Genomic DNA, 10566 nt, shown 5'->3' with positions numbered 1-10566 from the left:
GCGACACCGAGGCGTTCGGGACGGACGAGGCGACGCGGGCGTGGGACGGGCTGCTACCTATTGAGGGTTCGAGCTCTCGTCATGGGGCATCAAGTCTTTTGCGAGACGCTGCCGGTGGCGCGTTGGTGCAGTCGGGTGCGTCGGAGGTGTCGTGGCTGTTCGGCGACGCGCGCGACGTCGCGGCGACGGCGTCGAGCGGGGGAGTGCTCGACGACCTGGTGTCGTACGGCGACTTCGGTGGCGCCGCGTTTGCGACGTCGGGGTGGGATGCCGCGGTCGGTTACGACGGGCAGCCGGGCGATGCCACTCTCGGTGTGGACGAGTACTTCGCACGCTCCTACGACCCGACGGTGGGGTCGTGGCTAGAGGCGGATTCGTTGCAGTCGCTGAACCGGTACGCGTACGTGAAGAACGCGCCGGTGTCGTACGCGGATGCATTCGGGTTTGCGCGGACGCGTGTCGGTGGCGGTTCGGGTGCGCGGCAGACGGCGTCTCGGAGTGAGGCGCGGAACCAGGAGGTTCGGTTCCGCAACCGCGTCAACGCCCAGCGGTCGACCATCGGACAGCCGCTGGTACGGATCTTGCGGACGACGAACGGACGATACGGCGGCCCGGTACCCAAGGGCACTGTAAACCCGCCACGGTCACGATCCGGCGGACTGCAATCGCTGCGGCACATCCAGACCTTCCGCGGTTGCGGGGCAATGGATCGGAGCTGTCGCGGCAGCCAACGCCGTCGGGTTACGGACGGCGAATAAAAGATAGATTGCCAGGAGAGTGATCATGAAAAGTTTAGCAAGATTCGCCGAAAATCAGGATGAATTTAATTTGGTGCGTGCCAAATTGCAAAGCTTTGCGTTTCGAGTCCGAGCTTACCGACGTGGCCATTCCGAGCTAGCGGGAATGTCTATACTTACGACTTTCTCACAGCCCTATCCCCAGAATTTGGCGCGGTGCTGCAATATATCGCGTCGGAGGCAGGGGATGAAAATATCGAGATACTCGGATGGGGACGCGGTGAAGCAATTGAATATTTCGGGGTCTATCCAGCATTTTCTATTGGCGCCGAAAGTATAGAGGATGCGTACAAGGTGGCCATGCGCCTCAATCGAGAAAATAGCGCGGGACAGTACAACGTACCAGACGTTATGTTTGAGGGAATCGCGATTGTTGGCGAGTCGGAGTCGTGGTGCCTCTATGGCGACCGCGATTGGGACGTAGTGCTCATCTGGTCGAGGTTCCCGCTTGACCTCGAACCTCAGGTCCACAAGCCGATGACTTTCGAGGACTTTCTTAGCCCGCTTCGCCCGAGCGGCCCTGGCAACGATCATTCAATCTGGCGGCAACTGTATTCGAACGTGCGCGCGAACTCCTGGAACGCTTGAGGTGACATTCACATGGGGCGAACGGGAACTGGACGGCGGGCGAGACAAGCTGGTTTCACTGCAGAGGACCTGACCGACGGGGATTCCCGGAATTACGACAGAGACCCCTCGTGAAGCGACACGTATTCGAGTAGGCGACCGCATACCCACGTAGGCCGCCATCAGTAGAACTGACCTGCAATTCAGGCGGACAGGAGTGGACAAATATGTTGGTGAGATGCACCAGCACTTCTCGCGTGTTACTTCCGACTTGGCGTGAACTCGCACCGTATGACCAAACCACTTTCCCGGTAACCGAGGGTCGGTCCTACTCGGTGCTTGGAATGCAGTCCACCACGGACTCTGTAGAGTATCTCATCCACACGGACACCTTTTACCCTAGCTTTGTTCCAGCAGTTCAGTTTTCGGTAGAGAACCCCCGGATACCTGAGTGGTGGGTATATCGATTCCTGGGCTACCCCTCGGAAAATTTATACTGGATGCCCATCGCGGAGTGGGGCTATCCAGAAATGGTATTAAAGGACGGGCACTGGGAAGCTGTAATTGACCGAGATCCTCGAGCGCTCGCAATTTACACAGAATATCTCAACGCGTCTCGAAGGTTCGATGGCGAGGACCTCGCGAGGGAGGAGTGATTCGACTCGCCGCGAGCGCCCGACGGTCGCTCCACCCTCCGCACATACGACGGAGAGAGGTCAGAGGTGAAAGACGCATCACGATCGGCAGCAGGTCCATCAGCGGCGGCACTCAGAGCTCAACTACGCTCCGGCTTTCCCTCCGAGCTCGGAGAAGAAGTCGAAGCGACGGCGCGGAGGATGACCGTCAGCATGAGCTATGGCATCCATGTCGACAACAGGCCCGGCCCAGTGCTCATCGCCGGTGAGAAACTTCTGCTGCCCAAAAGACACGGCTTCATTCCGCGGCGTCGGTTTCTCGGCCTCAGTGCGAGGGGAGCGCGGGCAGAGACCTGCTCGACGATCTGCGCCGCCATCGCTTCTCACTCTACGAACGGTTTCGTGAGGCAGGCGTCCGTGGGGCCGCTCGCGAAGTCCGGCGCGCTCTGGACGATTCCGTACATCGTCGACCTGGCGTCCGACTACGTCATCGAGATTCTCGCGGAGCTGGACGCGAGTATGCACCTCGTCGACCGCGACAACCTCCGTCGCTACGTCGCCGACAATCCCGCTCATCTCGCCTTGACGGAGGCGCGGATCCGCAGTTACTGGAACGAGTACTACCGCACGACATCGCGGGAGCGCGCACTGGACTCGTATCCCGGGTTTCGGATCCTGAGGGCCCTCTCCGATCTCTGAAGGGGAACCGAACCCCGCTCCGGACCCCGGCGCGGCGCCGACAGCGAGGCGGCGCGTTGCTCCTCTAGCCGCTCGGCATCCAATCAACAACCCCGGGGGAGCCCTGCCACGTCATTCCTAGCGTGAAGACGTGCCTCTCACTCCGCCCGCCCCGTCCCGTCCCCTGCGCGACTACGCCGCAATCGGCGACGGACGAACCGTGGCCCTCATCGGGCTCGACGGGGGAGTGGACTGGCTTCCGCTGCCGAACATCCACTCGCGGCCGGTGTTCGCGCGTCTCGTCGACGAGTCCGCGGGGGGCTGTATCCAGCTGGCTCCCGTCGAGCAGTACGAGGTCACCCGCCGGTACATCCCGCGCACGAACGTCCTCGAGACCACCTTCACCACGGCCTCCGGGGTCGCGACGTTGACGGACGCCATGGTGACCGGGATCGCCGGCCGACTGCCCTGGGCAGAGCTGGCGCGCCGCGTCGACGGCGTGAAGGGCGAGGTCGAATTCGCCTGGTGCGTGCAGCCGGGCACCATGCTGCGCTCGGCGGCGCCGTGGACCGAACGCATCGACGGCTTCTCGATCATGCGCGTCGGCCACGTCTCGCTCGCAGTGACCGGCCACGAGCACGGACTGCGCGGCGACCCGGATGCCGGCACCGAGAGCATCGACGGCGGCTTCACGACCACGAAGGGCTCGCGGCACCTGCTCGTCATCGCCGCGACCGAGGGCGAGCCGCTGCGCATCCCCGACGCGAAGAACGTGGACCGGGGCATCGACCGCACGATCGGCGGCTGGCAGATGTGGTCGGACGAGTTCTCCTACGAGGGGCCCTGGGCCGACGACGTGCAGCGCAGCGCCCTCGCCCTCAAGCTCCTGCTCTTCAGCCCGACCGGCGCGATTGCGGCGGCCGCCACGACCTCACTGCCCGAGAACCCGCGCGGCGGCAAGAACTGGGACTACCGCTTCGCGTGGGTGCGCGACCTCGCGTACACGGCCCACGCCTGGGTGGGCTTCGGCCTTCGGGAGGAGACGCACGCGGCGATCTCGTGGCTGCTGCGTACGATCCGCAAGAACGGTCCCCAGGTGCAGGTGATGTACACGCTCGACGGCGACGCCGAGATCGGGCTCGAGAAGCACGACGTCCCCGGCTGGAACGGCAGCCAGCCCGTGGTCACCGGCAATCCCGCGCAGGGGCAGCTGCAGCTCGGCGTGTACGGCGACCTCATCGCCCTGTGCCGCACGTACGTGGAGGCGGGCAACCGTCTCGACATCCAGACCGGGCGCCTGCTCGCCGACGTCGCCGATCGCACGTGCGACCTGTGGCGACGCGAGGATTCTGGCATGTGGGAGCTCCCCGAGCTCCGTCACTACACCTCGTCGAAGATGGGCTGCTGGAAGGCCCTCGACGATGCCCAGTGGCTGGCCGAAGGCGGGCACATCCCCGACAACGGCGATCGCTGGCGCGCCGAGCGCGATCGCATCCACCGCTGGGTCGAGGAGCACTGCTGGTCGGAGAAGCTCGAGGCCTACACCCTCGCCCCCGGGAGCGACGACCTCGACGCGTCCGTGCTCCTGCATGCCCCCACCGGGTTCGACCGGGGCGAGCGCATGTCGAAGACCCTGGATGCCATCACCGCGCGCCTCACCACCGACGACCACCTCGTCTACCGGTACACCGGCATGGACCAGGAGGAGCAGACCTTCGTCGCCTGCGCCTTCTGGCGGGCGACGGCTCTCGCGTGCGTGGGCCGCCACGACGAGGCCCTCGAGGCCATGGACGCGCTCGTCGCCCAGGGCAACGACGTCGGCATCTACTCCGAGATGATCGCCGAGGCCGACGGGGCGTTCTGGGGAAACCTCCCGCAGGCCCTCAGCCACCTGGCCCTCATCAACGCCGCCCTCGTCATCCGCGATCTCGTCGACGACGACGCGCTCGCGGACCGCTGACCCTCCGCCGGGGCGCCACGCCCCGGCATCCATCCCCCATGAAAGGACTCGCCATGAGCACGCAGTACACGTTCACCGATCCCACGAAGCTCTACGCCGACATCGACCCCCAGTCGCAGGACCAGAAGGAGCCCGGTCTCGACGCCGAGCTGACGCCGAAGGCCGCCCTCGGCGAGGACACCTACGTCGGCAGCGAGCGCCTGAAGGGCCGCAAGGCCCTCATCACCGGCGCCGACTCGGGCATCGGCGCGGCCACCGCGATCGCCTTCGCCCGCGAGGGAGCCTCGGTCGCGATGTCGTACCTGCCCGAGGAGAAGGTGGATGCCGACCGCATCGCCGGCATCCTGCGCGAGGCCGGCGCGACCGTCGTCCAGATCCCCGGCGACCTGCGGGAGCGCGAGTACGCCACGACGCTCGTGAAGGAAGCGGTCGAGGGCCTCGGCGGCCTCGACATCGTCGTCAACAACGGCGGCAAGCAGATCTTCAACGAGGACGTCACCACGCTCTCCGACGAGCAGTTCGACGACACCTTCAAGACGAACGTCTACGCGATGTTCTGGATCTGCAAGGAGGCCGTGCCGCACCTGAAGCCCGGTTCGACCATCATCAACACCACGTCGATCCAGGCGTACTCGCCGGCGCCGATCCTCGTCGACTACGCCTCGACGAAGGCGACGATCAACACCTTCACCAAGGCGCTCGGTCAGCAGCTCGCGCCGAAGGGCATCCGCGTGAACGCGGTGGCCCCCGGCCCGATCTGGACGCCGCTGCAGGTCACCGACGGCCAGCCCGACGAGAAGGTCGACGAGTTCGGCGAGGAGACCCCGCTCGGCCGCATGGGTCAGCCCGCCGAGCTCGCCCCGGCGTACGTGTACCTCGCCTCGGCGGAGTCCAGCTACGTCATCGGCGAGACGCTCAACGTCAACGGCGGCATGCCCACGCCGTAAGCCTCACCTCCGCGAAGGCCGTCGTCCCGATCGGGGCGGCGGCCTTCGCGGCATCCGGAGAGGTCGTCAGTCGGTGAGTGACTTTCGGTAGAAGATCTCGCCGTCGGCGGTCTCTTCGGAGCGGTGGTAGCCCTCGCGCTCGTACAGGCGCTGGTTGGCCTCGCTCAGGCCGCCGGTGAACAGCTCCGCCTCGGTGGCTCCGGCCTCACGCCCCCGCTCCTCGACGGCGGCGAGCAGCAGGGTCCCGAGGCCCTCGCCCTGCTGATCCGGGGCGATGGCCAGGCGGCCGATGAGCAACAGCTCACCGTCGCGGCGCGCGCGCACCGCTCCGACGATGCGGTGGTCCGTGACGGCGACGCACCCCAGGTTCTCCACCAGCTCGGCGCGCAGCTCCTCGAGGGTCTGCGTGAGCGGGGGCATGTCGGGATCGCCGTAGATAAGGGCTTCGCTCGCAAAGGCGGCACGCTGGATCGTCAGCACCTCGCCGGCGTCGTCGGTGTCGATGGGGCGGATGGTGGGCGAGTCGGCCATCGGGATCCTTTCGGGGTTTCTCAGAGGGTGGGGTTAACTATCATGGGCAGTGCTGCCGTGTCTTTCGGGCGTTCGGCCGCCCCGCACATGAACGACTTCTTCAACGAGCGCGTCCACACCGACGACATCGCCGCCACCGACGCCTGGCTGCGTTCGCAGTACGGTCACGTCGATCTGCAGGCCGACGATGCGGCGTACTCCGAGCACTCGGTCGGCGACGGGTCCTTCGCCCTGCGGCGCCTCGAATGGCGAGCTCGGGTCGACGTCGCCCACGAGTCCGACCGGTTCTACATCTGCTCGTCCACGCCGGGGTACGCGTGGCGGATCGGGCAAGAGCAGGGGGAGTACAGCATCGAACCCGGCATCCTGCAGCCGGGTGACGACCTGATCGCCCGAGCCGACCACACCCGCGTGGACGTCGTGGCCTTCGACGCCGAGTGGCTCACCCGGACGGCGCGAACCATCTACGGCGATGAGACGCTGCGCGTCCGCTTCGCCGCGGCCGGTCCCGTCTCGCGGCGACTGCGCGACTACTGGCTGGCGACGCAGCAGTGGGCCCTCACGCAGATTCCCGTGATGTCGGAGCCCCTCGTGCGCGCCCACCTCGGCCGAACGCTCGCGGTGGCCGCGCTGGAGGCGTTCGCGCTCGTGGGCGACCCGCGCGAGAGACGCGCGTCGGCCCTCGAGCAGGCGTCGATCTACTCGAGTGCCGCGGCGTGGATCGACGATCACGCCTCGCTGCCGGTCACGATCGACGACGCCGCGCGGGCGGCGGGGACGTCGGTGTCGGGACTGCGACGCGCCTTCGCCGCCAACGGCCAGATCTCGGCGACCCCCGAGGGCTACCTCGGGCTCGCGCGCCTCAGCGCCGCGCACGCCGACCTCGTGGAGGCCGACCCCGCGACGACCACTGTCGAGGCGACGGCCGCGCGATGGGGTTTCGCCGACGCCGCGTCGTTCGTCGCCGCGTACCGGGCGGTGTACCGCACGGACCCCGAGACGACGCTCCGCCGCTGAGGGCTCAGCGATCGCGATCGGTGTACTCGCCGGGGTCGTCGAGGTTCTCGCGCGACTCGTGCCCGCCGGGCTGCTCGACGTCGGTGTAGGCGCCGGCGTCGTCGGTGCGGGGCCGTGATTCGCTGCCGTCGACGTTCTCGCGGTCGACGTACTCGCCGGGGAGGTCGGCGCTTCCGCGATCAGCGGTGCCGTCCGGCAGCTGCACGTCGGTGTACTCGCCCTCACCGGGACCGGTGCCGTGTCCTGAGTCGTGTCCGTTGACGTCGCGCTCGGTCATTGCCGCCTCCTGAGATCGTTGGTGACCCCGACGCTAGACCTCGCATGCCGAGCCCGCCGCGGTCTTGACACGCGGCATCCCGTCATCCGCTCTCCGTGTCAAGGCGGCTGTGCGTTCTCACGGTCGCGCGGAGAGTGGAGTCATGCCAGCTCTCGCCATCATCCTCGTCATCGTGGGCCTCGTACTCCTGTTCTTCGGCCTCTTCGTCGAAGCCGTCAAGTTCCTGCTCTGGATCGGCCTCATCATCCTGATCGTGGGGATCATCGCCGCCGTCCTGCGCTTCGTCCGACGGAAGGTCTGACCGCCGAGCGCGCGACCGTGCGCCTGAGGCCCCCGCCCGGTGATCGCATCGGGCGGGGGCATCGCGTGTGCGCGTGTCAGGCGGTGAAGAGGTCGCGCGCCCGCGCAGGGCGCTCCGCGGCGACGGCGTCGAGAGCCGGACCGATCTCGGGATACCCGAAAGCGAATCCCGCCTCCGTCAGCTTGCGGGGAACCGCCCACCGGCTCTTGAGGACGAGTTCGGGCTCGTTCCGCAGGACGGCCATCGCCGGATCGAGCATCCACCGGAAGGCGGGGAGTCCGAAGGGCGCCCGGGCGACGCGGCGAAGCTCGCGCATGAGGGTGCGGTTGTCGGTGACGCCGGGGGCGGAGAGGTTGACGGGCCCGTCGAGGTCGTCTCGATCGCGGATGAAGCGGACGGATGCCACGACATCGTCGATGTGGATCCAGCTGAAGCGCTGACGGCCCGAGGTCCGGTACCACCCTGACAGGACGGGGCCGGTCGGGTGAGCGCCGATGCCGCGGTAGCGGCGGTGCGGGAACCACCAGCTGTCGATCTGCGTCCCGCCGAGTCCGAGCCGTGGCAGGGCCAACAGCACCCGCGTCGCGGGCCCGTCGCCGAACACGATGGCCATGCGCAGAGCCACACGGCGTGTGCGGGGGAGCTCTCCCGTGAAGAGCGCGCGCTCCCACGCGGTAGCCACGTCGACCGAGAAGCCGTCGCCGACGACGCCGTCGATCTCGTCGTTGCCGTGCGCCATCTCGTGGCGGTAGATCGTCGCGGTCGACGCGTTCATCCAGACGCGGGGAGGGTGCTGCGCCCCGGCGACGGCGTCGTGCAGCTCTCGGGTGGTGTCGACCCGGGAGCGGAGGATCTCGTCGCGGTTCGCGTCGGTGTACCGGCAGGACACGATCTTTCCGGCGAGGTTGATCAGCACGTCGGCGCCATCGACCAGCCGGGCGATCCCCGGGGCATCGCCCCAGACCGCGTCCCCGGAGCGTCCGACCGTGGCGACCTCGTAGCCGTCGGCGCGGAAGGCGCCCGTGAGAGCGTGACCGACGAAGCCGCTCGCGCCGGCGATCACGACACGGGGTGGGGTCACGGCATCCTCCTGGGCACGGTGGGTTCAGCCTAGGGGGCGTCGCGGTGCCCCGATGCGCCGGGCAGGATGGGTCCGTGACCGCCGATGCCCACTGGATCCCCGTGCCGACGAACGTGGCGTACGACGCCCTGAACCCCGGTGCGCCGGGGACCCTGGCGTTCGCGGCCGCGAACGGCTGGCAGCACCACCCGCTCGTCACCGTGCAGCCCCTGCCCGGGGTGGTGTTCCGGGATGCCGCGGGGCGGTCGCGCTTCACCCAGCGCGCGGGAGACGTCGTGCGCCTCCCCGGCTCTGCGGGGCTCGAGGTCGGCAACAGCGCGTACACGTACTCGGTGCAGATGAACCAGATGAGCGCGGAGTGGGGCTACGCGGCCGTGCGTCTGCCGCGAGCGACCCCCGGTCTCGTCGTCGAGACGCGCAGCGCGCGGGCGGTCCGGCCCCTTCCCGCGTTGCCCGGCCTCGCCCCGCGGTCCGTCTCGGCCCAACCCGAACGGGCCGCCCTGCACGTCGCGCCAGAGAACGCGGAGTGGGCGCAGGCGGTCGTCACCGCAGAGATCGTCGACCTCCTCGATCAGGACGCACAGCCGCTCGATCTCGAGATCGCCGAGGGGTGGTTGTTCCTCTACCGCCCCGGGCGTCTGTCGGTGCCCGACCCGTTGGTGTGGCGGCGGGTGTTCGGGATCCTCGATGCGCTGGACGTCTCGCTGAGCGCTGCGGCCGGGAGCCTCCCGGGGCCGGGGCCGTTTGCGGCGCTCCCGATGCGGGAGCAGGTGGCCCAGACCACTCGGCACGCGACGGCGACCTACTTCGCGGTCGTCGGTGGTCTCTTCGTCGTCCTGGCCGGCGGGGCGTATCTCGTGTTCGGGCGGTGACGCCTCAGCACCCGTCCGACGCGCGAGCGCTCGCCTGACATGATGAATCCCATGCGACGACAGGCCAGGGCGACACGCGTCCGTCGCGGCGGTGCTGCGGCATCCGTCGCCACGTTCGTCGCCCTGCTCTCGCACGTCAGCGGCGGGGGAGAGGTCCCCGGTGTGTTCGGCGTCGTCGTCCCGCTCGCCCTGTCGTTCGTGGTGTGCACGGCGCTGGCCGGCCGCCGCCTCTCGACGTGGCGCCTCGCGGTGGCCGTCGCGGTCAGTCAGGTGCTCTTCCACTCGCTCTTCGTCCTCGGCAGCTACGACCTCGCCGCGGCGGCGCACGTCCACGGTTCGGCCCTGCCGGTTCTGACGGGCGGGTCGGCCCTGCCTGCGATGACCCCGGATGCCGCGATGTGGCTGGGCCATGCCGTGGCAGCCCTCGCCACGACGGTCGCCCTCCACCGGGGCGAGCGGACCCTCGTGGCCCTGCGCGTGCTCGCGGAGCGAAGCGTCGCCTGGCTCCGCGCCCGGGTCCGGGTCCTGGCAGGTCTGCCGACGGCACCGTCGGTGCGCCGCACGGCGGCCGTCGTGGTCGCCGCGGTGCGGCCCACCTCGGCTCTGGTCGTCTCGGCCGCGCAGCGGCGCGGTCCGCCTCTCGCGGCATCCTGAGTCCCGCTCCGCCCGTCGCCGAGATGGCGGAGCGGTCGACCGCCGCGTCGGGCCTCGCCTCGACGGCGGCGCGATCGTCGGCGTGCACTGCCGCGCCCGCCCCCCCTCTTCTCCGCCCGCACGCCGACCCTCGCCTCGAGGGGGCGATGCCGGGCGATGACCCACGAGCGCGTTCGCGCTCGGAAAGCGATTCCCGATGTTCCCCTGTCCTCTCCACCCCGTCGCCGCCCCCGCGTCGGCGCGGATTTC

Annotated in this window: 13 protein-coding genes; 10 read left to right on the top strand and 3 right to left on the bottom strand. The window is 68.5% G+C overall.

The genetic code is table 11. The annotated features are described in order from the left end of the window. The 6 genes from ASE56_RS11930 to ASE56_RS11910 form a co-directional block, all read left to right on the top strand. A partial coding sequence (locus ASE56_RS11930; protein ID WP_156371696.1) for an RHS repeat-associated core domain-containing protein occupies positions 1-758 on the top strand: 758 nt, incomplete at its 5' end. A gap of 195 nt (positions 759-953) precedes the next feature. Next, a complete protein-coding gene (locus ASE56_RS17005) occupies positions 954-1385 on the top strand; it encodes a hypothetical protein (protein ID WP_156371695.1) in 432 nt (143 codons plus the stop codon). A 323-nt stretch (positions 1386-1708) separates the two neighbouring features. Beyond that, a complete protein-coding gene (locus ASE56_RS17000) occupies positions 1709-2020 on the top strand; it encodes a hypothetical protein (protein ID WP_156371694.1) in 312 nt (103 codons plus the stop codon). A gap of 180 nt (positions 2021-2200) precedes the next feature. Beyond that, on the top strand, positions 2201-2698 hold the full coding sequence (locus ASE56_RS11920; protein WP_056229753.1) for a hypothetical protein: 498 nt from the start codon (positions 2201-2203) through the stop codon (positions 2696-2698). A 130-nt stretch (positions 2699-2828) separates the two neighbouring features. After that, complete coding sequence (locus ASE56_RS11915; RefSeq protein WP_056229748.1) at positions 2829-4637, top strand: glycoside hydrolase family 15 protein; 1809 nt, start codon at positions 2829-2831, stop codon at positions 4635-4637. 53 nt (positions 4638-4690) lie between these two features. After that, positions 4691-5584, top strand: a complete 894-nt coding sequence (locus ASE56_RS11910; protein ID WP_056229744.1) for an SDR family oxidoreductase — start codon at positions 4691-4693, stop codon at positions 5582-5584. Between the two features lie 66 nt (positions 5585-5650). Here the strand turns inward: ASE56_RS11910 and ASE56_RS11905 are convergent, their stop codons facing one another. Next, a complete protein-coding gene (locus tag ASE56_RS11905) occupies positions 5651-6115 on the bottom strand; it encodes a GNAT family N-acetyltransferase (RefSeq protein ID WP_056229741.1) in 465 nt (154 codons plus the stop codon). Between the two features lie 57 nt (positions 6116-6172). On the opposite strand from ASE56_RS11905, the gene ASE56_RS11900 reads away from it, so the two are divergent. Beyond that, positions 6173-7132: a helix-turn-helix domain-containing protein gene (locus ASE56_RS11900; RefSeq protein WP_162234508.1), complete on the top strand. Its 960-nt coding sequence runs from the start codon at positions 6173-6175 to the stop codon at positions 7130-7132. Positions 7133-7136: 4 nt separating this feature from the next. Here the strand turns inward: ASE56_RS11900 and ASE56_RS11895 are convergent, their stop codons facing one another. Beyond that, positions 7137-7409 carry a hypothetical protein gene (locus tag ASE56_RS11895; protein WP_056229733.1) on the bottom strand — a complete coding sequence of 91 codons (273 nt, stop codon included), beginning with the start codon at positions 7407-7409 and terminating at the stop codon, positions 7137-7139. A gap of 142 nt (positions 7410-7551) precedes the next feature. Between ASE56_RS11895 and ASE56_RS17325 the strand changes: the two genes are divergently transcribed. Next, on the top strand, positions 7552-7710 hold the full coding sequence (locus ASE56_RS17325; RefSeq protein ID WP_164481598.1) for a hypothetical protein: 159 nt from the start codon (positions 7552-7554) through the stop codon (positions 7708-7710). A 76-nt stretch (positions 7711-7786) separates the two neighbouring features. Here the strand turns inward: ASE56_RS17325 and ASE56_RS11890 are convergent, their stop codons facing one another. After that, positions 7787-8791: an epimerase gene (locus ASE56_RS11890; protein ID WP_056229728.1), complete on the bottom strand. Its 1005-nt coding sequence runs from the start codon at positions 8789-8791 to the stop codon at positions 7787-7789. 74 nt (positions 8792-8865) lie between these two features. Here ASE56_RS11890 and ASE56_RS11885 point away from each other — a divergent pair, with 74 nt between their 5' ends. Next, a complete protein-coding gene (locus tag ASE56_RS11885; protein ID WP_056229724.1) occupies positions 8866-9663 on the top strand; it encodes a hypothetical protein in 798 nt (265 codons plus the stop codon). A 51-nt stretch (positions 9664-9714) separates the two neighbouring features. Next, positions 9715-10317, top strand: a complete 603-nt coding sequence (locus tag ASE56_RS11880; protein ID WP_056229721.1) for a hypothetical protein — start codon at positions 9715-9717, stop codon at positions 10315-10317. Positions 10318-10566: the final 249 nt, after the last annotated feature.

The sequence above is a fragment of the Microbacterium sp. Leaf203 genome (genome assembly GCF_001421275.1).
Classification (GTDB): domain Bacteria; phylum Actinomycetota; class Actinomycetes; order Actinomycetales; family Microbacteriaceae; genus Microbacterium; species Microbacterium testaceum_A.
The sequence above is the reverse complement of the archived record's forward strand: the minus strand, read 5'-3'. Positions and strand labels throughout refer to the sequence as shown.